The organism is Breoghania sp. L-A4, from assembly GCF_003432385.1.
Classification (GTDB): domain Bacteria; phylum Pseudomonadota; class Alphaproteobacteria; order Rhizobiales; family Stappiaceae; genus Breoghania.
This window is the reverse complement of record NZ_CP031841.1, coordinates 2,413,998-2,436,064: the sequence shown is the minus strand read 5'-3', so window position 1 is coordinate 2,436,064 and position 22,067 is coordinate 2,413,998. Positions and strand designations below refer to the sequence as shown.

16 protein-coding genes and 2 pseudogenes are annotated in these 22,067 nt (G+C 63.5%); 7 read left to right on the top strand and 11 right to left on the bottom strand.

The window, feature by feature from the left end; all coding sequences use genetic code 11:
* Positions 1–118: 118 nt before the first annotated feature.
* Both D1F64_RS11200 and D1F64_RS11195 read left to right on the top strand, forming a co-directional pair.
* Positions 119–1,684, top strand: coding sequence for a DEAD/DEAH box helicase (locus D1F64_RS11200; protein ID WP_117412514.1), 1,566 nt, complete (start codon positions 119–121; stop codon positions 1,682–1,684).
* A 130-nt stretch (positions 1,685–1,814) separates the two neighbouring features.
* Positions 1,815–2,867: a GGDEF domain-containing protein gene (locus D1F64_RS11195; RefSeq protein ID WP_117412513.1), complete on the top strand. Its 1,053-nt coding sequence runs from the start codon at positions 1,815–1,817 to the stop codon at positions 2,865–2,867.
* Positions 2,868–2,961: 94 nt separating this feature from the next.
* Here the strand turns inward: D1F64_RS11195 and tenA are convergent.
* From tenA to D1F64_RS23315, 9 genes and pseudogenes are all read right to left on the bottom strand, one after another.
* Positions 2,962–3,626 (bottom strand): annotated as a pseudogene (gene tenA, locus D1F64_RS11190) (thiaminase II).
* Positions 3,627–3,640: 14 nt separating this feature from the next.
* Positions 3,641–4,009 (bottom strand): iron-sulfur cluster assembly accessory protein, encoded by a 369-nt coding sequence (locus tag D1F64_RS11185; RefSeq protein ID WP_117412512.1) that lies wholly within the window; start codon positions 4,007–4,009, stop codon positions 3,641–3,643.
* Positions 4,010–4,055: 46 nt separating this feature from the next.
* Entirely contained in the window at positions 4,056–4,472 is a 417-nt protein-coding gene (locus tag D1F64_RS11180) for an SUF system Fe-S cluster assembly protein (protein ID WP_205470737.1), read from the bottom strand.
* A 43-nt stretch (positions 4,473–4,515) separates the two neighbouring features.
* Entirely contained in the window at positions 4,516–5,769 is a 1,254-nt protein-coding gene (locus D1F64_RS11175; RefSeq protein WP_117412511.1) for a cysteine desulfurase, read from the bottom strand.
* Between the two features lie 14 nt (positions 5,770–5,783).
* Entirely contained in the window at positions 5,784–7,097 is a 1,314-nt protein-coding gene (gene sufD, locus D1F64_RS11170; RefSeq protein WP_117412510.1) for a Fe-S cluster assembly protein SufD, read from the bottom strand.
* An 11-nt stretch (positions 7,098–7,108) separates the two neighbouring features.
* Positions 7,109–7,864, bottom strand: a complete 756-nt coding sequence (gene sufC, locus D1F64_RS11165; protein WP_117414554.1) for a Fe-S cluster assembly ATPase SufC — start codon at positions 7,862–7,864, stop codon at positions 7,109–7,111.
* Between the two features lie 61 nt (positions 7,865–7,925).
* The gene (gene sufB / locus D1F64_RS11160; RefSeq protein WP_117412509.1) at positions 7,926–9,401 is read right to left on the bottom strand and encodes a Fe-S cluster assembly protein SufB; all 1,476 of its coding nucleotides are present in this window, start codon (positions 9,399–9,401) and stop codon (positions 7,926–7,928) included.
* Positions 9,402–9,455: 54 nt separating this feature from the next.
* Positions 9,456–10,637 (bottom strand): cysteine desulfurase family protein, encoded by a 1,182-nt coding sequence (locus D1F64_RS11155; RefSeq protein WP_117412508.1) that lies wholly within the window; start codon positions 10,635–10,637, stop codon positions 9,456–9,458.
* Positions 10,638–10,744: 107 nt separating this feature from the next.
* Complete coding sequence (locus D1F64_RS23315) at positions 10,745–11,230, bottom strand: hypothetical protein (protein WP_162901197.1); 486 nt, start codon at positions 11,228–11,230, stop codon at positions 10,745–10,747.
* Between D1F64_RS23315 and D1F64_RS11150 the strand changes: the two are divergent.
* A pseudogene (locus tag D1F64_RS11150) lies at positions 11,135–11,790 on the top strand (alpha/beta hydrolase). The gene D1F64_RS23315 and the pseudogene D1F64_RS11150 sit on opposite strands and share 96 nt — an antisense overlap.
* Before the next feature lie 290 nt (positions 11,791–12,080).
* On the opposite strand, the gene D1F64_RS11145 reads toward D1F64_RS11150, so the two are convergent.
* Positions 12,081–12,467: an NADH:ubiquinone oxidoreductase subunit NDUFA12 gene (locus tag D1F64_RS11145; RefSeq protein ID WP_117412507.1), complete on the bottom strand. Its 387-nt coding sequence runs from the start codon at positions 12,465–12,467 to the stop codon at positions 12,081–12,083.
* Positions 12,464–13,306, bottom strand: a complete 843-nt coding sequence (locus tag D1F64_RS11140; RefSeq protein ID WP_205470736.1) for a response regulator — start codon at positions 13,304–13,306, stop codon at positions 12,464–12,466. Before D1F64_RS11140 ends, D1F64_RS11145 begins: the two co-directional genes overlap by 4 nt.
* A gap of 916 nt (positions 13,307–14,222) precedes the next feature.
* Here D1F64_RS11140 and D1F64_RS11135 point away from each other — a divergent pair.
* From D1F64_RS11135 to D1F64_RS23810, 4 genes are all read left to right on the top strand, one after another.
* A complete protein-coding gene (locus D1F64_RS11135) occupies positions 14,223–17,882 on the top strand; it encodes a vitamin B12-dependent ribonucleotide reductase (protein WP_117412506.1) in 3,660 nt (1,219 codons plus the stop codon).
* A 444-nt stretch (positions 17,883–18,326) separates the two neighbouring features.
* Positions 18,327–19,358 (top strand): hypothetical protein, encoded by a 1,032-nt coding sequence (locus D1F64_RS11130; RefSeq protein WP_162901475.1) that lies wholly within the window; start codon positions 18,327–18,329, stop codon positions 19,356–19,358.
* Positions 19,359–20,660: 1,302 nt separating this feature from the next.
* Complete coding sequence (locus D1F64_RS23815) at positions 20,661–21,029, top strand: MFS transporter (protein ID WP_205470735.1); 369 nt, start codon at positions 20,661–20,663, stop codon at positions 21,027–21,029.
* Positions 21,029–21,862 (top strand): MFS transporter, encoded by an 834-nt coding sequence (locus D1F64_RS23810; RefSeq protein WP_205470734.1) that lies wholly within the window; start codon positions 21,029–21,031, stop codon positions 21,860–21,862. The genes D1F64_RS23815 and D1F64_RS23810 overlap by 1 nt, the downstream gene beginning before the upstream one ends.
* Positions 21,863–22,067 lie beyond the last annotated feature (205 nt).

Sequence of the window (22,067 nt, the reverse complement as noted above, 5' to 3'; positions counted from 1 at the left end):
CGGACATTGACAATACAAGCGATCCACGTATGGTGCGCGGCATCATCCAAGAACATAACCGGCCGTAGCGGCTTTTCTTGTAGCCGACGGTTAAGACAGCGACGCGAACGCGACACGCATGAGTTTTTCCACACTCGGATTGAGCGACAAAGTCCAGAAGGCCGTCGAGGCCTCGGGCTACACCGAACCCACTGCCATTCAGGCGGAAGCAATTCCGCATGTGCTTGAACGGCGCGATGTCCTCGGCATCGCCCAGACCGGCACCGGCAAGACGGCGTCGTTCACGCTGCCGATGCTGACGATCCTGGAAAAGGGCCGTGCGCGCGCCCGTATGCCGCGCACCCTGATCCTGGAGCCGACGCGCGAGCTTGCCGCCCAGGTGGAAGACAACTTCAACAAGTACGGCGTCAACCACAAGCTGACCGTCGCACTGCTGATCGGCGGCGTGTCGTTCAACGAGCAGGACAAGAAGATCGACCGCGGCGCGGACGTCCTGATCGCGACGCCGGGCCGCCTGATCGACCATTTCGAGCGTGGAAAGCTGCTGTTGCAGGGCGTCGAGATCCTGGTGATCGACGAAGCCGACCGGATGCTCGACATGGGCTTCATTCCCGACATCGAGCGGATCTGCAAGCTGCTGCCGTTCACCCGGCAGACGCTGTTCTTCTCCGCGACGATGCCGAACGAGATCACCCGGCTGACCGAGCAGTTCCTGCACAATCCGGTGCGCGTCGAAGTGGCCCGCGCCGCCTCGACGTCGGACAACGTGAAGCAGCTGCTCGCCGCCACGGGCGGCGATGCCAAGGACAAGCGCGAAACGCTGCGCTCGCTGATCACGTCCGACACGGACCTGAAGAACGCGATCATCTTCTGCAACCGCAAGCGCGACGTTTCCGTTGTCGCCAAGTCCCTGAAGAAGCATGGCTTCAATGCCGGCGAACTGCACGGCGACATGGACCAGCGCTCGCGTACGGAAACGCTGGATTCGTTCCGCAACGGATCACTGGCGCTGCTGGTGGCCAGTGACGTTGCCGCCCGCGGCCTCGACATTCCGGCCGTGAGCCACGTGTTCAACTATGACGTGCCGATCCACGCCGAAGATTACGTCCACCGCATTGGCCGCACCGGCCGCGCGGGCCTGACGGGCACCGCGATCACCCTGGCGACCCCGAGCTGCGGCCGTTACACCGATGCGATCGAAAAGCTGATCGGCAAGTCGATCCCGTGGATGGACAAGCCGGCCGAATTCGCAGCCGCCGCCGACGGCGAGCGCAAGCCGCGCCGACGCAGCCGCCGCAAGCCAGAGGACGTCGCCGAGGCGAAGACGGAGTCCGTTGAATCGGCGGCCCCCGCACCGGAGGCCGCGGAACCTGCAAAGGCCGAGCAAGACGAGGCCCACCAGGAGCCGCGCAAGCCCAGCTCACGCCGTTCGGGCGCACGCAAGCCGAAATCCGCCGACGCGGCGGTGAGCAAGGTACCCGACGCGCAGACGCACACGCCGCGACAGGCAGCGCCGCAAGACCAGCAAACACCGCCCGCAAGTAATCGACACGAACCTTCCGCAGCGAAAGGCAAGAAGCCGCCGCGCCGCCAGAAGGATCATGACGAACCTGTGGTGGGTCTGGGCGATCACGTTCCGGCGTTTCTTCTGCGTGAGGTTCGCCCCAAGCGCGCGACACGCTAGGGGCTTTCCCAAGCGGAAATGCACGGAAACGGTTAACTGGAATTTAAAGACTTCCGCTGTTAACTGACCATGCCGGGATGGGGTTGATGGATATTTCCCGTCACTTCATGATTTTGCATGGTTGATAAACATGAGCCAACGCGACGATTTCAAGCGAACGATCGCATTCGGCGATGTCGCGTTGTCTTATATGAAGCGCAACGAGCTCCCCGCGATTCCCCGGAACTACGAGCTTTGGTATACCTACGCGGCCGGTTTCAACCCGGCACTGAACCGCGCGGTGGATACCATCATCGAAACGCGCCACGAGATCACCAACCACGACGTCAGCGAGATCTACGACCGGTATCTGTCGCCCAATCACCTCGGCGACCGGATCGACAAGGTCGGCACGACCATCTCCGAGGAACTGGACGGCATCATCAATCTTGTGGATTCAAGCCTCGGCTCGACGGGAGACTACAGCGTCTCGCTGAAGGGCGCGCAGGATGCGCTCTCCTCCGCGACCACAGCGTCGCAGATCAAGCAGTTGATCCGCGATCTGGTGGCCGCCACCGAGAAGACCGAATCCACCAATCAGAAGCTCGACGACCAGCTCAAGGAGTCGCGCGCTCATATCACCGCGCTTCAGGAAAGGCTTGAAGCGATCCGCTATGAATCGCTGACCGACGAGCTGACGACGCTGGCCAACCGCCGGCACTTCGACCAGTCCATCGAGCGCGCGATCGAGGAGGCGACCGCCAGCGGCGAGGCCTTGTCGCTGCTGCTCTCCGACATCGATCATTTCAAGAAGTTCAACGACACATACGGGCATCAGACCGGCGACCAGGTGCTGCGGCTGGTGGCCCTCGCCGTCAAGCACAACGTGAAGAGCGAAGACCTGACATGCCGCTATGGCGGTGAGGAATTCGCCGTCATTCTGCCACGCGCCGACGCCCAGCAGGCGTATGAGATCGCCGAACGCATCCGCCAATCGGTGTTTTCGAAGGAACTCGTCAAGCGCTCGACCGGCGAGAACCTCGGCCGTATCACCATCTCGATCGGCATCGCCAACCTGCGCCTGGGCGACACCGCGTCCGATCTCATCGCGCGCGCGGACAAGGCGCTGTATTCAGCCAAGGACGCCGGCCGCAACACGGTTCGGGGCGAGCTGGAACGCAAGAAGACCGGCACCGCCGCCTGACGGCGCCAAGAGCAACGCCGCACGATTTTTCCAAGTTCCGATTTATAGATGACACTGACGCGGGCCGCGCGCACGATCATTCTGACGTGCGCAACTATCGGCTCAGATTGAGCCCCATGTCCCAGAAATCCGCTTCCAGACGCGTGGCCTGCTCGAACAGGCTCAGCAGCCGCGGATAGCGCGCCTCGGTCATGTAGGTGGCGGCGAGCACATCGAGCCGGGCGCGGGCGGCATCGGCCACCTCGACATAGTCCGGGCTGGCGTATTCCTCGATCCATTCGCGATAGGGATTGGCCTCATCCAGGGCGTCGGGGCGCCGGGAAAGAGCGGCACCGATCTCGGCATAGCCCACCACGCAGGGCGACAGCGCCACATGCAGATCCAGCAGGTCGCCGCGCATGCCGGCTTCCAGAACGAAGCGCGTGTAAGCCATGGTGGCGGAGGCCTCGGGCAGCGCCTCGAGGTCCTGCGGGCTCAGCCCCAGCGGCCGCACAGCCGCACATGAAGCTGCATCTCGCCATCGAGGATCGCCTTGAGCGTCTCATTGGCGCCCTGCATCTCCGCAAGCGTGGCGGATTTGTAGATGGCCAGCGCGTAGGCCCGGGCGAAATGGATGAGGAAAAGGTAGTCCTGGGCGAGATAGTGCCGAAACGACTCCGCCGCGAGCGTGCCGTCCCCCATCCCATCCACGAACGCGTGCTGCGTGTAGGCGGCCCATTGCGGTGCCGCATCGCGCTTGAGGCGGTCGAAAAGCTGCATGAAACGGAGAAAACCTAGTTCGCGAGCGCGGAGGCTTCGGCGGGCTTGATCTCCACCGACTCACCGCAACCGCAGGCCGAGACCTGGTTGGGATTGGAGAAGGTGAAGCCCGAGGACAGCGTGGTGACCTCGAAGTCCATCACGGTGCCCAGAAGGAACAACACGGCGGTGGGGTCAACGTAGATCCGGACGCCCTTGTCCTCGACCACGTCGCCCGGCGCGTTCTCGTCGCGTACATAGTCCATCGTGTAGGACATGCCCGCGCACCCGGCGTTCTTCAGGCCAATGCGGACGCCGTACACCGGCTCGTCGGACGCGGCGATGATCTCGCGCACCCGTTCCGCCGCAGCGTCTGTCAGAGAAATAACCTGAAAGCCAACCATATTCGGACACCTGCTCGATTTGCCCGCCACAAGGGCGGATCGTGCGTTAATACCAGTCGAGTGCGACGCGCGCCTCATCCGACATGCGTGAGGGATCCCACGGCGGATCAAACACCATATCCACCGTCACCGGACCGACGCCCGGCACCGCGGAGACCGCGTCCTGCACCCAGCCCGGCATCTCGCCGGCCACCGGGCAGCCCGGAGCGGTCAGCGTCATGTCGATCGCGATGGAGCGATCATCCTCGATGTCGACCTTGTAGATCAGGCCGAGTTCGTAGATGTCGCAGGGAATTTCCGGATCGTAGACGCTCTTCAGCGCCGCGACGATATCGTCGGTCAGCTTCGCCAGTTCCTCGGGCGGCAGGGCGGAGCCTGTGCCAGTGATCTCGCTCTGGGTCGCACCGGTCTCGAAACCTGTCGAGGCCGGCTCCGGTTCCCGGACTGTCATGTCGTCGCTCATTGTCACGTCCCGTGCTTCGGCTCGCCTGTGATCCCATGATCGGTCAGGCGAAAAACTTCTGCGCCTTCTTCAAGGCTTCCACCAGCGCGTCGACCTCCTCCATCGTATTGTAGAGGCCGAAAGAGGCGCGGCAAGTGGAGGTCACTCCGTAGCGGCTCAGCAACGGCTGGGCGCAATGGGTTCCCGCGCGGACCGCGACACCGGAGCGATCGATGATCGTCGAGATGTCATGCGCGTGGGTTCCCTCGATCTCGAACGAGATGATAGCCCCCTTGCCGGGCGCCGTCCCGAAAATCCTCAAGCTGTTGATCTGCGACAACTGCTCGTGGGCGTACCGGCTCAACGCCGCCTCATGGGCGGCAATCCGGTCACGTCCCAGACCTTCCATATAGTCAAGGGCGGACGCCAATCCAATAGCCTGGACGATCGGCGGCGTGCCGGCCTCGAAACGGTGCGGCGGATCGTTGTAGGTCACCATGTCCTCGGTGACGTCGAGAATCATCTCGCCGCCGCCCTGGAACGGACGCATGGCGGCCAAACGCTCCTTCTTGGCGTAGAGCACGCCGATGCCCGTGGGCCCGTAGACCTTGTGGCCGGTGAAGACATAGAAATCGCAATCCATGTCCTGCACGTCGACCGGCATGTGCACGGCCGCCTGGCTGCCGTCGACCAGCACCGGAATGCCGCGGGCGTGCGCGATGCGGCAGACTTCCTTGACCGGAACCACCGTGCCCGTGACGTTGGACATCTGGGTGATGGCGACGATCTTGGTGCGGTCGTTGAGCAGCTTTTCGAACTCGTCGAGCTGGAACGAGCCGTCGTCGGCCACCGGAGACCAGCGCAGGACCGCGCCCTTGCGCTCGCGGTGGAAATGCCACGGCACGATGTTGGAGTGGTGCTCGAGGATCGAGATCACGATCTCGTCACCCTCGCCGATCGCCTCCTCGCCGAACCCGTAGGAGACGAGATTGATCGCCGCCGTGGTCGAGTTCGTGAAGACGATGTTGTCGGTGGAGGGGGCATTGAGGAAGGCGCGCACGGTCTCGCGCGCCGCCTCGTAGTTCTCGGTCGCCACGTTGGACAGATAGTGCAGGCCGCGATGCACGTTGGCGTATTCCTCGGAATACGCCTTCGAGATGCGGTCGATCACCGACTGCGGCTTCTGCGCCGAGGCGCCATTGTCGAGATAGACAAGCGGCTTGCCGTAGACCTGCGTGCTCAGGATCGGAAAATCCCGGCGCACGGCCTCGACGTCATAGGGCGTCAGATCCACCCGATCGGCAACATCGCTGTTCATACCGGCGTTCCCCGTCAGCACGCGAGCCAGGCCCGGGCGCGCTCCTCAAGATTGGCGACGATGTCGTCCTCGCCGATTTCCTCGATGGCTTCGGCGAGGAAGGCCAGCACCAGCATCGTGCGGGCCTCGGCTTCCGGAATGCCGCGCGCGCGCAGGTAAAACAGAAGATCCTCGTCGATCTGCCCGGACGTGGCGCCATGGGCGCACTGCACGTCATCGGCGAAGATCTCGAGCTCCGGCTTGTAGGCCATTTCGGCGTCGTCCGACAGCAGCAAGGACTGCGTCATCATCTGGCCGTCGGTCTTCTGGGCATGCGGATGCACGTTGATCCGGCCCTGGAAGACGCCCTTGGCATGACCGTCGATGACCGCCTTGAAATACTCGCGGCTGTCGCAATTGGGCACCGCGTGGTCGATGACCAGCGTGATGTCCGCATGCTGGTCACCGTTGATCAGCGTTGTGCCGCGCAGGCCGACGGTGGAATGCTCACCGGCGAAGGTGACGAAGGCCTGGCCGCGCGAGACGCGGCCGCCGGAGGTGAAGGTGAACTGGTTGAAGGTCACCTTTTCGCCCAGCAGCGTCAGGAACGAGCTGATGTGCAAGGCGTCGCGCGCCTCTTCCTGCAGCTTGACCCAGCCGATGTCCGCGCCGTTGGCGGCATAAAGCTCCACGGCGACGTTGGTCTGGTAACCGCTGCACTCGAAGCCCTCATAGGCATCGAGGAAGCGGACCTTGGCGCCCTCCCCCACATGCACCACGTGGCGCATGTAGGCGACCGCCGCCGGACCGGTGGTGACGTGCAGCAGCTCGATTGCCTTGTCGACCGTGACGCCGTCGGCGACCCGGATCAGCGCGCCGTCGCGCATGAACGCCGTGTTCAGGCCAACGGCGGGATCGTCGACGTTGGCCGCCAGCTCGCCCAGCCCGTCGGGACGGCCGTTCATCAGCCCCGATTCCAGCGAGGAGATCGAGACGCCCACGAGCCCGTCGAGATCCGACAGATCGGCGCAGAACAGACCGTTGACGAAGACGACACGGTAACCCGCCGCCGCGCCAAAATCCTTGACGTTGGCGAGCGCCCGCTTTGCCTGCTCCGGATCGGCGGCTTCCGAGAGTGGCAGCGCCTCGCGGATCTCGCGGCGCAAATCAGTGTATTTCCAGGCCTCGACACGGCGATGGGGCAGCCCCTTCGCCTCAAAGCCCCTGAAGGCCTTTTCGCGGATCGCGGCCACCGCGTCACCGCCGGGCAACGCGCCCTTGGCTGACCCATATTGATCGATCAGGCCTTGCTCGGCGGCGGTGCGAAGCACTTGGGGATTGGATGTCATGTGATCCGCCCTCACGCCGCCGCTTCGATGTAGTCGGCATAGCCGTTCTTCTCGAGCTCGAGCGCCAGTTCCTTGCCGCCGGTCTTGACGATGCGGCCGCGGGACAGCACGTGCACCACGTCCGGGATGATGTGATCGAGCAGACGCTGGTAGTGGGTGATCACCACCATGGCGCGCTCGGGCGAGCGCAGCGCGTTGACGCCCTCGGCGACGACCTTGAGCGCATCGATATCGAGGCCGGAGTCGGTCTCATCCAGCACGCAGAGCGTGGGCGCCAGCAGCGCCATCTGAAGGATCTCGGAGCGCTTCTTCTCGCCGCCGGAGAAACCGACGTTGAGCGGGCGCTTGAGCATGTCCGGCGTGATGTTCATCTGCGCCGCCTTCTCGCGCACCAGGCGCATGAAGTCGGGCGTGGCCAGTTCGCCCTCACCGCGCGCCTTGCGCTGGGCGTTAAGCGCGGTCTTCAGGAACGTCATGGTGGCGACGCCCGGAATCTCGATCGGGTACTGGAAGGCGAGGAACATGCCGGCGGCGGCGCGCTCGTCCGGACCCATCTCCAGCATGTTCGCGCCGTTGAACAGGATCTCGCCCTCGGTGACCTCGTAATCCTGCTTGCCGGCGAGGATGTAGGAGAGCGTGGACTTGCCCGAGCCGTTGGGGCCCATGATGGCGTGGACCTCGCCGGCGTTGACGGTGAGGTTGACGCCGCGCAGGATTTCGGTGCCGTCGTCGGCGATGCGGGCGTGCAGGTTCTTGATCTCAAGCATGGTCATTGTCGGTAACTCTGTATCTTTGTTTGAATGGGGTCGCGGGAGGCAGGCGGCAGGTTTAGCCGACCGACCCCTCAAGGCTGATCGAGATCAGCTTCTGGGCCTCCACCGCGAATTCCATCGGCAGCTGCTGGATGACGTCGCGCACGAAACCGTTGACGATCAGCGCCACCGCTTCCTCATCGCTCAGGCCGCGGGCCTGGCAATAGAACATCTGGTCATCGGAGATCTTCGAGGTCGTCGCCTCGTGCTCGAAGACCGCGCTGGCGTTCTTGGCCTCGATATAAGGCACCGTGTGCGCACCGCACTGATCCCCGATCAGCAGGCTGTCGCACTGGGTGAAGTTGCGCGCGCCCGACGCCTTTCGGTTGGCCGAGACCAGCCCGCGATAGGTGTTCTGCGACTTGCCCGCGGCGATGCCCTTGGAGATGATCCGGCTCGAGGTGTTCTTGCCCAGATGGATCATCTTGGTGCCTGAGTCCACCTGCTGATAGCCGTTGGAAATGGCGATCGAATAGAACTCGCCGACGCTGTTGTCGCCGCGCAGGATGCAGCTGGGGTATTTCCAGGTGATGGCCGAGCCGGTCTCCACCTGGGTCCAGGAAATCTTGGCGCGGTCACCGCGGCAGTCGCCGCGCTTGGTGACGAAATTGTAGATGCCGCCCTTGCCCTGGCTGTCGCCGGGGTACCAGTTCTGCACCGTGGAGTACTTGATCTCCGCGTCTTCCATGGCGATCAGCTCGACCACGGCGGCGTGCAGCTGGTTCTCGTCGCGCTGCGGCGCCGTGCAGCCTTCCAGATAGGAGACGTAGGCGCCCTTCTCCGCGATGATCAGCGTGCGCTCGAACTGACCGGTGTTCTGCTCGTTGATGCGGAAGTAGGTCGACAGCTCCATCGGGCAGCGCACGCCCTCCGGCACATAGACGAAGGAGCCGTCGGAAAAGACGGCGGAATTCAGCGTGGCGTAAAAATTGTCGCTGACCGGCACGACGGTGCCGAGGTACTTGCGCACCAGTTCGGGATGCTCGCGCAGGGCCTCGGAGATCGAGCAGAAGATCACGCCGGCGGCGGCCAGCTCCTTCTTGAAGGTGGTGACCACCGACACGCTGTCGAACACCGCGTCGACCGCGATGCGGTTCTTCGGCTCGACGCCGGCCAGAATTTCCTGCTCGCGCAGCGGGATGCCCAGCTTCTCGTAGGTCTCCAGCAACTGCGGATCTACCTCGTCGAGGCTCTTGGGTCCCTCGCCCGCCTTCTTCGGCGCGGAATAGTAGTAGAGATCCTCGAAGTCGATCTTCGGGTACTCGACGCGGGCCCATGTGGGCTCTTCCATCGTCCGCCAGCGGCGATACGCCTCCAGACGCCACTCGAGCATCCACTCCGGCTCGCCCTTCTTGGCGGAAATGAAGCGGACGGTGCTCTCGTCGAGGCCCTTGGGCGCCCGGTCCGACTCGATGTCGGTCACGAAGCCGTATTTATACTGATCCAGATCGATCGCGTGAACCTGATCGATGGTTTCTTGAACTGCAGGCATTGCCCTCTCCATCCATCGCGGCGTCAAGGGCCGCGTGCTGTCGAAGTTTACTGGTTATGCGGCACGGCCGGCTTTCGCCGGACGCATCCTCGATACGAGCGAACGCCAGATCTCGGCAAAGCGTTCGATGTTGTCTTGCGTGGTTTCCCGTCCCAGGCTGACGCGGATGGCGCAACGCGCCACGGCATCGGGCACCGCCATGGCCTTGAGCACGTGGGAGACGGAAACCTTTCCCGATGAGCAGGCCGAGCCCGACGATACCGCCGCGCCCGCCAGATCACAGGCAATCAGCGCCGTCTCGGCCGGCATGCCGGGAACGGCGAAATTCGTCGTATTGGCAAGCCGTTCGCTGTCGCGCCCGAAGAACACGGTGTCGGGACATATATGGGTCAGCTCGCTCTCGAGCCAATCTCTGAGATCCCGCAATCTATGCTGGTCCTCGACAGATTTCACAACGTCACGGGCCGCGGCGCCAAATCCGCTGATGGCGGCGACGTTTTCCGTGCCTGCGCGGCGGCGGTCTTCCTGGCCGCCGCCCCTGATCAGCGGCGCGCAGCGGAACCGCGCGTTGGCGTACAGGATGGCGCCGGCGCCCTGCGGCCCGCCGATCTTGTGCGACGAGACGGTCGCCACGTCGGCGCCCCAGGCCTCGAGCGTCACGGGAATGCGGCCCAGCGCCTGCACGGCGTCGACATGAACATAGCCGCCCGCCTCACGCGCCATCGCACTGATCTCGGCGAGCGGCTGCAGCACACCGGTCTCGTTGTTGGCGGCCATCACGGAGACGAAGGGGACGCCGCCGGCGTTCTTTTCCTGCGACAGCAGGCTGGAAAACTGATCCAGATCAATTCGGCCCGTCGCATCCACCGGTATGGTCGTGCAGGTTTCGGGAGAGAAACGCCCGCCGGAAAGCACCGAAGCGTGCTCAACGGCGCTGAAGAACAGGCGGGTCGCGGCCCGGCTGGCGCCATCAAGGCTGACATCGGGCGTCAGCACGCCGGCGTTGGCCTCTGTGCCGCCGCTGGTGAAGACGATATTGCGCGGGTCCGCGCCGGTGCAAGACGCCAGATTCCGGCGCGCGTCGGCGATCCGCGCATGCGCCGCACGGCCCTCGCCGTGGACCGAGGATGCATTGCCCGTGGCCTCCAACGCCGCGAGCACAGCTGCGCGCGCCGACGCGCTCAGCGGCGCGCTTGCGTTGTGATCCAGATAGATGCGCCGCGCAGCGCCAGACATCGCATTCCTTCCCTGACCGGTCTTGCGTACCGGATTCCTGTCGGCCGTCTCATGCCCTGCCCGTGCGGCCGAACCGGGAGCACACCGTGCAGGAGCTGCGGCACCGTTCAGCGCGACGATTCCGTGGGTTTCGCGCCGAATTTACGTGTTTGCGCCGCCGAGAGCACCATCGCCTGACGGAAAACCTTGAAATTGTCCGCCAGCGTGACGATAACAAGACACACGATACGGACGGCGTCGGCCGGATTTGACGACAGGCCCGTCTTTCGAATAATTCTAAACAAGGTTGTAGGGAGACGCGGGTACCAAGTCAACAAATGGGCCCGCAAAAAGAGTCGAAAAGCCCGAAACCTGCCGGAGCATTTCGCGCGCAAACGATGGCGTTTTCGCGCCGGGCGGGCAAGCCCCGGAACCACACTCGAGAGCATTGCTCCTCCGCCCCGTCCCCGCGTCGGACGGAAGGCGGCGTGCTCTAGGCCAAAGGACGACAAGAATCTATGCCTGAAGTCATTTTCAACGGTCCCGAGGGCCGTCTCGAAGGACGCTTTCATCCGGCCGCGAAGCGCAACGCGCCCATTGCGCTCGTCCTGCATCAGCACCCGCAGTTCGGGGCACGATGAACAACCAGATCAACTACCAGCTCTATTACATGTTCGCCAAGCGCGGTTTCGCCGTGCTGCGGTTCAACTTTCGCGGCATCGGCCGCAGCCAGGGCTCGTTCGATCACGGCCAGGGCGAGCTTTCGGATGCGGCTGCCGCGCTCGACTGGGTGCAGACGATTCACCCCGATGCGCGCGCCTGCTGGATCGCGGGAGCATCGTTCGGCGCCTGGATCGGCATGCAGCTGCTGATGCGCCGCCCGGAAGTCGAAGGCTTCATTTCCGTGGCCCCGCCGGCCAATCTCAACGACTTCTCGTTCCTGGCGCCCTGCCCCTCATCCGGGCTGATCATTCACGGCGACAACGACAAGGTCGTGCCGTCCAAGGACGTGCAGACGCTGGTGGACAAGCTGAAGACGCAAAAGGGCATCGTGATCGACCATGAGGTGATCCCCGGCGCCAACCACTTCTTCGAAGGCCACGTCGACACACTGCTGGAGAAATGCGGCGCGTATCTCGACCGCCGGCTGGAAATGATCGAAAACGCCGCGTAGCGCTCACGCACGACACGGTCAATCAGAGACTCGGTCAAACAAAGAAGCGCGCGGTCCGCACCGCGCGCTTCAGACTGCTGACAAAGCCGGGAAAACTCTCCTTCGTCATGGTCGGGCTTGTCCCGACCATCCATAAGTCATTGAAAACATGGATCCTCGGCACAGGGCCGAGGATGACGATCGAGGCGTATGAGCTTTGTCATCAAGCTCAAGCGCGCGGTCCGCACCGCGCGCTTTTTTCATGCCAGTTCGTTATTACGCCGCCGCATCCGAACGCGGATCGCGCGGGATCAGTTGCCCGGGGTCCAGGCGTCGTAGTCGGCAGAGACCTTGGGACGCGACTGCGGCGTCAGGATCGAGCCATCGGGGCGGTAGGCGGCCGGGGTGCCGGTCATGTTGCGCCGATGCGGCATTTCCCAGCCACGCGCGTGATAGGCCTCGTCGCTCGGCGGGGTATCGACGCGATAATGCATCCAGCCATGCCAGCCCGGCGGAATGGTGCTGGCGTCGGCTACGCCGTTGTAGATCACCCAACGCCGCCCGCCGCGCCGCTCGCGGTAGTAGCTGTTGCCGAACTCATCATTGCCGACGAACTCACCCTTGCGCCAGGTGAAGAAGCGCGTGCCCATCGTCTGGCCGTTCCACCAGGTGAAAATCTGAAGCAGGAAATCTTTCATCGCGTCCGCACACCCATGTTTGCGCGCCGAATATGACCCGCGCCCCGCGCGCTGTCCAGTGCGGCAAACGCACAGCCGGTATTCCGGCTACCGGCGCCCGGGACGCGCGGTCCTGGGCGGGGAGCGGCGCTTGGCGCGGCTGCGGCTTTCGCGGGTGCCGGGGCACGGAGCTCGACATCATCCGACGCTGAGGGCCTGATGTCGGCGAAGCTGGAATTGCGCTCGGCCGCGGCCGCGGCCGCGTTCTCGGCGGCGGCTTCGAGCTTGGCGCGCTCCTGGGCCTTCTGCACCGCGAGCCGGCGCGTGACCAGGGCCTCCTGGCCCACCTTGATCGCCGCATGCTGGTGATTCATCCGCGCGCGCTGCAATGAGCGGCGCTTCTCCAGATCCGCCGCAAGCGCCGCGTCGACGCCGGCAATGGTGTGATAGCCGGTGGCCTCGTCGAGCACGAACTGGCGCTCGTCCGCGATCAGCCACTGCAGCCGGTTGAACAAGGTGGACGGCGCGAGCGGCTTGACCAGCAGATGGTGGGCGCCGGCGCGCAGCACCTTCTCGACCAGATCGCGCGTGCCGAAGGCGGTGACGAAGATCACCGGCACGAAACACAACGGCGCCATCTTGCGATGCCGAATCGTTCGCAGGAAGTGGTAGCCGCTGACCCGGCCCATCTTCCAGTCGGTCAGAATGAGGTTCGGCGGCTCCACCAGCATGGCGTCGAGCGCGTTTTCCGGCGAATCATAGACGCGCACCCGCGCCACCCGCATCGACAGCAGGATCGACCGCAGAATCATCTGCATCGGCTTGGAATCCTCGACGATCACGATGTCGAGGGCTTCCACGGGCAGCCGGTACGCCGTGTGGTTCATTGATTTCGCCTGCATATCCGATGCCGCCCCTGTGGACAGCGCGCCCGCGGGCTGTCCCTTCCAAACTTTCAAGCGAGCATGACTCAACACGGCTTAAATCCCGGACAAACCGCGCTGCGGGATTTGATTCAAATTGTCTGTATTGCGCATTTCGCGACCGATTCCCGTGTCTTGTACCGGGGCGGCTGGCGCGCAGCGGCGCGGGAGCGGGCGCGTCTCGACCCCGGCCCCGGCCGATGCCGAACACCAAGGGTCAGGCGGGGCCTTGAATTGAGCGTTTGAAAGGCAACCGACGACTGCTGATCGGGCGCCCGAACGACTAAAAAACAGGCCCGTTTGCAGATGCCAAAATCCGCGCCAATTGCGCAGAGAATTTGCCTCAAAAAAAGATCTGTTCGCGGCCTGTGAAAATTCATGGGGGCCTGAACCCCGCAGTCCGCCTCGCCTTTTGGGATCTGCCCCCGCTATTCACAGCCTATGCACAACATTTAGGTATAAAATTATACGGACCCACAACTGCTTGACGCTCTGAAGCGATTCATATTAGCTTAAGCATCAGTCGCTTCGGCGTGTTGGGGATGGGCTGGACAGCCTGCGTACTCAGGAAAATTCACAATCTTTGGACCGTGGACCGGCCCGCATCGCGGGTGTCGGCAGCGACCGGAAAATTGCGGCTTTTTTGACCGTTGAGAAGTGACTTCTGGCTCGAAATACACTATATTTAGTGCTTAATCGAACCTTCAGTACAAAATGCCAGCCGACGGGGAAGAGGCGCTCCGAACGGCGGCGGATTTGAGAACCTGGATACGGATGCATTCCGGTCCGGGACGCGGCGGAATTTTGGATATGCCGGTTACACGCACATGCGGGCCGGCAAAAGGGGTCAAGAATGCGGATCGAACGGCGTTATACAACCGAGGGCCGGTCGCCTTACGCGGACATCGAATTTCGGGCAGCGACAAGTGAGATTCGCAACCCGGACGGGTCGATCGTCTTCCGGCTGGAGAATGTTCAGGTTCCCGCGGCCTTCTCGCAGGTGGCCAGCGACATTCTCGCCCAGAAGTATTTCCGCAAGGCCGGCGTGCCCGCCCGCCTGAAGCGGGTCGAGGAAAACACCGTTCCGTCCTGGCTGTGGCGCTCCGTCCCCGACGAGAAGGCGCTCGCCAAGCTCGATGAAGCCGACCGCTACGGCTCCGAGCTCGACGCGCGTCAGGTGTTTGACCGGCTGGCCGGCACCTGGACCTACTGGGGCTGGAAGGGCGGCTATTTCGACACCGAGGCCGACGCCCTGGCGTTCTTCGACGAACAGCGCCACATGCTGGCCACCCAGAAGGTGGCGCCCAACTCCCCGCAGTGGTTCAACACCGGCCTGCATTGGGCCTATGGCATCGACGGCCCGGGCCAGGGCCACTATTACGTCGATTTCGAAACCGGCAAGCTGACCAAGTCGAAGACCGCCTACGAGCATCCGCAGCCGCATGCCTGCTTCATCCAGTCCGTCGGCGACGACCTGGTCAACGAAGGCGGCATCATGGACCTGTGGGTGCGTGAGGCGCGGCTGTTCAAATACGGCTCGGGCACCGGCTCCAACTTCTCCGCCCTGCGCGGCGGCGGCGAGGCCCTGTCGGGCGGCGGCAAGTCATCCGGCCTAATGTCCTTCCTGAAGATCGGCGACCGCGCCGCGGGCGCCATCAAGTCCGGCGGCACCACCCGCCGCGCCGCCAAGATGGTGGTCGTCGACATCGACCATCCCGACATCGAGGAATACATCAACTGGAAGGTGAAGGAGGAGCAGAAGGTCGCCGCTCTGGTCACCGGCTCCAAGATCGTCTCCAAGCACCTGGCCGCGGTCATGAAGGCCTGCGTCAACTGCGAGGGCTCGGGCGACGACTGCTTCGACCCGCTCAAGAACCCGGCGCTCAAGCGCGAGATCCGCGCCGCCAAGAAGAACCTGGTGTCGGAGAACTACATCCAGCGGGTGATCCAGTTCGCGCGTCAGGGCTACAAGGACATCGAGTTCAAGACCTACGACACGGACTGGGATTCCGAGGCCTATCTGACGGTCTCCGGCCAGAACTCCAACAATTCCGTGCGCGTGACCGACGAATTCCTCAACGCGGTGGAAGACGGCGGCACCTGGGACCTGACCAGCCGCAAGGAAGGCAAGGTCGTCAAGACGCTCGACGCCAAGGACCTGTGGGAACAGGTCGGCTACGCCGCCTGGGCCTCGGCCGATCCCGGCATCCAGTATCACACCACCATCAACGACTGGCACACCTGCCCGGCCGGCGGCCCGATCCGCGCCTCCAATCCGTGCTCGGAGTACATGTTCCTTGATGACACGGCGTGCAACCTCGCCTCGCTGAACCTGCTGCAGTTCCGCGACGCGGAGAAGAACTTCGACGTCGAGAGCTACGAGCACGCGGTGCGGCTGTGGACCGTGGTGCTGGAAATCTCGGTGCTGATGGCGCAGTTCCCCTCCAAGGAGATCGCGCAGCTTTCCTACAAGTACCGCACGCTTGGGCTGGGCTACGCCAACATCGGCGGCCTGCTGATGACGTCCGGCATCGCCTATGACAGCGACGAGGGCCGCGCGATCTGCGGCGCGCTGTCGGCGATCATGACCGGCGTTTCCTACGCGACCTCGGCCGAGATGGCCAAGGAGCTGGGCTCCTTCCCGGGCTACAAGGGCAATGAAGAGGCGATGCTGCGGGTCATCCGCAACCACCGCCGCGCGGCGCATGGCGAGACCGGCGGCTACGAGCAGTTGCACACCAATCCGGTGCCGCTGGACCACGCCTCCTGCCCCGACAAGAAGCTGGTGAAACACGCCAGGGCCGCCTGGGATCTGGCGCTGAAGCTGGGCGAGGCGCACGGCTACCGCAACGCGCAGGTGTCGGTGATCGCGCCCACGGGCACCATCGGCCTGGTGATGGATTGCGACACCACCGGCATCGAGCCCGACTTCGCGCTGGTGAAGTTCAAGAAGCTGGCCGGCGGCGGCTACTTCAAGATCATCAACCGCGCGGTGCCCGAGGCCTTGTCCAAGCTCGGCTATTCGGACGCAGAGGTGAAGGCGATCATCGACTACGCCGTGGGCCAGGGCACGCTGAAGAACGCGCCGGGCATCGACCACGCCAAGCTGCTGGCCAAGGGCTTCACGGAAGAGAAGATCGCGGCGGTGGAAGCCGGTCTCGCGACCGCGTTCGACATCAAGTTCGTGTTCAACCGCTGGACGTTTGGCGACGCCTTCTGCCGCGACACGCTGGGCTTCACCGACGAGCAGCTCAACGATCCGGACTTCGACATGCTGCTGGAGCTCGGCTTCTCCAAGGGCGACATCGAGAAGGCGAATCTGTTCGTCTGCGGCGCGATGACGCTGGAAGGCGCGCCGAAGCTGCGTGACGAGCACATCGGCATCTTCGATTGCGCCAACCCCTGCGGCCGTCTCGGCAAGCGCTACCTGTCGGTGGAAAGCCACATCCGCATGATGGCCGCGGCCCAGCCGTTCATCACCGGCGCCATCTCGAAAACCATCAACATGGCGAATTCCGCCACGGTGGAGGACTGCAAGCAGGCCTACATGCTGTCGTGGCGCCTGGCGCTGAAGGCCAACGCGCTGTATCGCGACGGCTCCAAGCTGAGCCAGCCGCTCAACTCCTCGCTGCTGGCGGACGACGCCGAGGACGCCGACGAGGCGGCCGAGGCGCTGGTGGCGCAACCCATGCAGGCACGCGCGGAAGCCGTGGCCGAACGCATCGTCGAGCGCATCGTGGAACGCGCCCGCGACCGCGACAAGCTGCCCGGACGGCGCAAGGGCTATACCCAGAAGGCCATCGTCGGCGGCCACAAGGTGTACCTGCGCACCGGGGAATACGACGACGGGCGGCTGGGCGAGATTTTTATCGACATGCACAAGGAAGGCGCCGCCTTCCGCGCGATGATGAACAATTTCGCCATCGCCATCTCGCTCGGCCTGCAGTACGGCGTGCCGCTCGAGGAATACGTCGAGGCCTTCACCTTCACCCGGTTTGAGCCCGCCGGCATGGTGCAGGGCAACGAGGCGATCAAGAACGCCACCTCGATCCTCGACTACGTGTTCCGCGAGCTGGCGGTCTCCTATCTCGACCGCGCGGATCTCGCCCACGTCAATCCCGAGACCATCGGCTCCACGGTGATGGGCGGTGGCGAGAACGAAGGCAGCCGCCACCAGACCGTCGTCTCCAAGGGCCTGGTGCGCGGCAACACGTTCCGGGTGGTTCCGGGCACCGGCGAACCCGCGGGCCACGCGAAATCGTCGCCCGTCAGTGGCGGCTCCACGGTGATGGCCATCTCAACCGCCACGGCGACCGCCTTCAAGCGGGAAACGGAAACCGAGACGGTCGTGACCGTGGAATCCGGCCAGACCTCGGTCGCCCGCCAGGTCGCCCAGGCGCGCATGAAGGGCTACGAGGGCGAAAACTGCTCCGAATGCGGCAACTTCACCATGGTCCGCAACGGGACGTGTTTGAAGTGTGACACGTGTGGGAATACCAGCGGGTGCAGCTGAGGGGGCTGAGGAGCTGTTGGTGGGGGACCAAAGTTTAAATTGAAGAGCAACGATTGATCAGCATACACGCTCTACGCACAACGGCGACGACGGGCCCCGTCGTCGCCGTTGTTTGATCATTGCGGATTGGCCTAAACGAGCCCTCCAATAACGCGTCACACGATTTTGTAGTTTGGACCAGAACGACCAACAGCGTTCCGTCTATCCTCGGTAGCTCAGTTGGATAATGCATCTCCATTCGATCGAACTCCAGTGCCAGTTCGTCCGATCCGAGATAGTCCGACAAGGGTTATATTGCGTTTCGTTAAACACCCAACAGTCAAATGTTGATCGTCATATCGGCGTTGACACTATAGAATTCGCATGTCTGTATTTCTTGATAACTGTACATAATTTGGATATTGAACGCACTCTGGCGATAATATTGAAAGTGTGAGGGGCGAGATGCGGTTTGTTCGTGCATTCATCGCGTCATTCGCGCTGATCCTCAGCGCGAACGGGGTACTTGCAGCGACAATCTTCTCGTCGAAGACACCGGGCTGCGCCATCGAATTATCGGGAGAGATCGTTCAGGGTGATGCCGAGCGACTGGCGGCCATCGCCGATCAGGCCGGACTTACCGGGGCTATCGATAGCGGTGAGGCTAAGAATTCGGCCGAAAAGGCGCTATGCCTCAACAGTCCAGGCGGCAGCTACGTCGAAGGCCGCAACATGGCCCACTTCGTCCATAAGAACGGCATCGCCACACGGACACTCGCGACTAGCGAGTGCTACTCCTCATGCGCATTCGTCTTCATGGCTGGGCATTCTCTCGGAGGCGAAGTCGACGGTCCGCGTCGAATCCTCACGATTGGAGGAAAGCTCGGATTCCATGCCCCGTACTTTGCCTTGGACCCCGACAAACCCGTTACGGGCGCAGATACGAACGCCGTTTCGGTGCTTAGCATGCAGTTGATCTCCGACTTCATTAAGTTCTCGTCCTATGCGTCGCCGTTTGATCATCGTCCTATGTTTTCCATGTCTCTGCTTGGCGATACCCTTGGCATGATGCCCGATCAACTCGAACTAGTGGATACGGTTGAAGAAGCCGCCCGATGGGCCATTGAACTGGACGGCACCAGGGAAAAAGCGCTGCTCAACGACCGGCAACTGGTTCAGGCCTGCGTCAACTTCCAAGCGTGGGAATTCGACCTCCCTTCCACGGAGGTAACCGAGTTCAAATGGTATCTACCCCTCAAAAGAATGATGCTGACGCTTTGGGGTGAAGAACGCGAATTCGGCCTGGTTGACACCGGTGGCATGGAAGTGCGCCATTGCCTTGTTGAAGCGAATAACACCAAAGAGTCAGGGTTTATCATCTGCAGTCGAGACGAGTTCAATGGTGTCATGCTTGGAGATTGCGAACACGGCTTTGGCTCTTGGGAGCCATGGTACTACGCCTTGCCACCTGCAACCCCGTTGACGCAGCTACGCTGACAAATACAAAGATTTACGCAAATTGGTGGAACTGATGGAATGGGTCATCAGCATCGCTCTCGCGTTTGTTGTATGGGAGTAAGCGCGCCTTGCCGTAAAGTCTGCGTTCTGGGTGGTCCCACCAAGGCACCGCGTTGAGGCAATTCGACTGTACAGACCCTACTCGGCATGGATGGTAATCGACCAATATTCGGTTGCGGCTAAGCTTCCGATCTACAGGGGCCTTCATGGTAGCCGAGCCTTCGATGAGTCTCTGTGAAAGCCGACACGATGCCATGGTGGGGCGGGGCGGGATTGGCCGGCGGCGGTCGCCCATCCTTCGAGACGGGCCTTCGGCCCTCCTCAGGATGAGGCGGGGTGTGCGGCTGATTTCACAAGAGAATCAATACGATGACCTCATCCTGAGGAGCCGTCGAAGACGGCGTCTCGAAGGATGGGCGACACGCCCCGTGACAGGCGCGGAGAGGCGGCCATGGCGCAAGGCGGTATGCGGATGGGCCGGCTGTCCGTCGCCGCCCTTCGCCTCTCGCGCGTCATGCCACAGGACGCGGCAATGCGCGGGCCGATCGCAAGCGGCACTTGCGTGCCGCTGCGCGCCCGGGATGACAATCACGGGTCATGAGACAGAGTTCAGGACATGGATGCCTCTGACCAGCGCCACGGCGCGTCCGGTGTCATACTCTCCGTGTCATCCCCGCGCAGGCGGGGATCCAGCAGCCACCGTGACCGGCTTTGTCACACCACCGCCAGCCACACGGAGTACTGGATTCCCGACCCGGGCTTCGCCCTCTCGGGAATGACACCGTGGAGGAGCGCATTCGATGCCATGGTGCGGCAGGGCGGGATCGGCCGGCGGCGGTCGCCGATCCTTCGAGACGGGCCTCCGGCCCTCCTCAGGATGAGGCGGGGTGTGTGGCTGATTTCACAAGAGAATCAACACGATGACCTCATCCTGAGGAGCCGTCGAAGACGGCGTCTCGAAGGATGGGCGACACGCCCCGTGACTGGCCCACAGAGGCGGCCGAGGCGCATGAGGTATTCGGGAGCCGGCTTATCCCTCGCCGCCCCCTCGCCTCTCGCGCGTCATGCCACAGGAAGCGGGCGATGCGCGGGCCGATCGCAGCGGCGCAGGGCGGTGACGGTTGCAGTCGTCGCGCCATGCCGCGATCAATTGGCGTCCACGGCGCCCCTGCCGCTTGGAGCCCCCCGTCGCCTCTCGCGCGTCACGCGGCCCAACAATATGTCCCCGACACGGTTCGCGTGCTGGTAGGCTCCGAGCCGGCGCTTGAGGGAGGATGCTCTGTGGAACACGCGGCTGACCGGGGCTATCGATGGGTCGTGCTGGGCATTTCGTCCGTCATCCTCGCGGTGACGATGGGCCAGTTGGTGAACGGTCTTTCCGTCTATTTCGTGCCCATCGGGGCGTCGGAGGGCTGGAACCGGGGCGACATCGCGCTGATCAACACCTGCGGGCTGCTGGGCCTGGGAATCGGCTCGCTGGTCATGGGCTACATGGCCGAGCGCTTCGGCATCCGCCGCGTGGTGCTGTTCGGGATCATCGCCACCGGGCTCGCCACCATCGCGGCCTCCTCGGCGCGCGAACTTTGGCAGTTCTACGCGCTTTATTTTCTGGCCGGCGCGCTGGGCGGGGCGCCATTTCGGCGCCGCTGATGGCGCTCGTCGGTACCTGGTTCACGGTCGGCGCCGGCATGGCGATCGGCATCGCCTCCGCCGGTCAGGCGCTCGGACAGGGCGGCGTTCCGTTTTCCGGCGCCTATCTGATCGAGGCCCTGGGCTGGCGCGACGCGATGATGGCGCAAGGCGTGATCACGCTTGGCCTGCTGATGCCGCTGGGGCTTTTTCTGCGCGATCCCCCTGTCGCCGCAAACAGCGGCATCCTGTCCGAGGAGACACCGTCGGGACTGCCGAACGCGCTGATCACGGCATGGATCTCGCTGGCGGTGATCTTCTGCTGCGCCTGCATGGCCGTGCCCTTGATGCACCTCGTTCCGCTGATCCAGGGGCGCGGCTTCTCGGCGCCGGAGGCCGGGAGCGTGCTGTTCCTGGCGCTGATGGTCGCGATCATCGGCCGTGTGGCCTTCGGCAGGCTGACGGACATGATCGGCGCGCTTCCCGCCTACCTCACCGCATCCGCCTGGCAGACGGTGCTGGTCTTCGGCTTCGTGCTCATCGGACGGCTGGACGCCTTCTATCTTTATGCGATCATCTATGGCTTCGGATACGCGGGCGTCATGACCACGGTGATCGTCACCACCCGCAATCTCACCGCACCGGCGCGCCGGGCCTCGTCACTGGGGATCATCATGGCGTTCGCCTACGCCGGCCACGGGCTGGGCGGCTGGCAGGGCGGCTATTTTTTCGACCTGACCGCCGACTACCAATGGACCTTCGCCAATGCGGCCATCGCCGGGGTCCTCAATCTGGCGATCGTCTCCGCGCTTTGGATGACCATCCACCGCAGGCAGGTCGCCATCCCTGCATAGAGCAGATCCGGTTGTCATGGGTACGGAAGACACGGAAGAGGCGCGATTGCTCCCTCCCCACCCTTAAGGGGAGTTGTCACCCTGCGGAACACGGAGGAAGGAAGACGGGAACAAGCATGCCCCGGGGGCGACGGCCGGGCGCGGAAACAGCGGCGACGGGCCATGTCCGCCCGCGCGCCGTCAAAGCGCGCCTTATCAGCCCGGG